Consider the following 1471-nt stretch of genomic DNA (forward strand, 5'->3'; position numbering starts at 1 on the left):
GGGTGGCTGGTCGTTGCTTGAGAACTGCACAGTGGACGCGAGCATCTGTGGCCAAGTTTTTAAGGGCGCACGGTGGATGCCTTGGCACCAGGAACCGATGAAGGACGTGGGAGGCCGCGATAGGCCCCGGGGAGCTGTCAACCGAGCTTTGATCCGGGGGTGTCCGAATGGGGAAACCCGGCAGTCGTCATGGGCTGTCACCCGCTGCTGAACACATAGGCAGTGTGGAGGGAACGCGGGGAAGTGAAACATCTCAGTACCCGCAGGAAGAGAAAACAACCGTGATTCCGGGAGTAGTGGCGAGCGAAACTGGATGAGGCCAAACCAGTCACGTGTGATACCCGGCAGGGGTTGCGTGGTTGGGGTTGTGGGATCTCTTTTCTACAGTCTGCCGGCTGTGGGACGAGTCAGAAACCGTTGATGTAGGCGAAGGACATGCGAAAGGTCCGGCGTAGAGGGTAAGACCCCCGTAGCTGAAACGTCAGCGGCTCGTTTAAGAGACACCCAAGTAGCACGGGGCCCGAGAAATCCCGTGTGAATCTGGCGGGACCACCCGTTAAGCCTAAATATTCCCTGGTGACCGATAGCGGATAGTACCGTGAGGGAATGGTGAAAAGTACCGCGGGAGCGGAGTGAAATAGTACCTGAAACCGTGTGCCTACAAGCCGTGGGAGCGTCGCGTTGAGTCTTCGGATTCAACGTCGTGACTGCGTGCCTTTTGAAGAATGAGCCTGCGAGTTTGCGGTATGTTGCGAGGTTAACCCGTGTGGGGAAGCCGTAGCGAAAGCGAGTCCGAATAGGGCGTTGAGTAGCGTGCCCAAGACCCGAAGCGGAGTGATCTAGCCATGGGCAGGTTGAAGCGGAGGTAAGACTTCGTGGAGGACCGAACCCACCAGGGTTGAAAACCTGGGGGATGACCTGTGGTTAGGGGTGAAAGGCCAATCAAACTCCGTGATAGCTGGTTCTCCCCGAAATGCATTTAGGTGCAGCGTCGTGTGTTTCTTGCCGGAGGTAGAGCACTGGATAGGCGATGGGCCCTACCGGGTTACTGACCTTAGCCAAACTCCGAATGCCGGTAAGTGAGAGCGCGGCAGTGAGACTGTGGGGGATAAGCTCCATGGTCGAGAGGGAAACAGCCCAGAGCATCGACTAAGGCCCCTAAGCGTGTGCTAAGTGGGAAAGGATGTGGAGTCGCAGAGACAACCAGGAGGTTGGCTTAGAAGCAGCCACCCTTGAAAGAGTGCGTAATAGCTCACTGGTCAAGTGATTCCGCGCCGACAATGTAGCGGGGCTCAAGCACACCGCCGAAGTCATGTCATTGCGATATTACTCCTAACGGGGATCGTGATGGGTAGGGGAGCGTCGTGTGCCGGGTGAAGCAGCCGTGGAAACGAGTTGTGGACGGTTCACGAGTGAGAATGCAGGCATGAGTAGCGATACACACGTGGGAAACGTGTGCGCCGATTGACTA

The 1471-nt window shown here is 56.9% G+C and carries 1 rRNA gene; it reads left to right on the forward strand.

The annotated features are described in order from the left end of the window. Positions 1–49: 49 nt before the first annotated feature. Positions 50–1471 (forward strand): 23S ribosomal RNA (locus V2J85_RS40230); the annotation flags it as partial.

It is taken from the genome of Streptomyces bugieae, from assembly GCF_036352915.1.
GTDB classification, from domain to species: Bacteria; Actinomycetota; Actinomycetes; order Streptomycetales; family Streptomycetaceae; genus Streptomyces; species Streptomyces endophytica.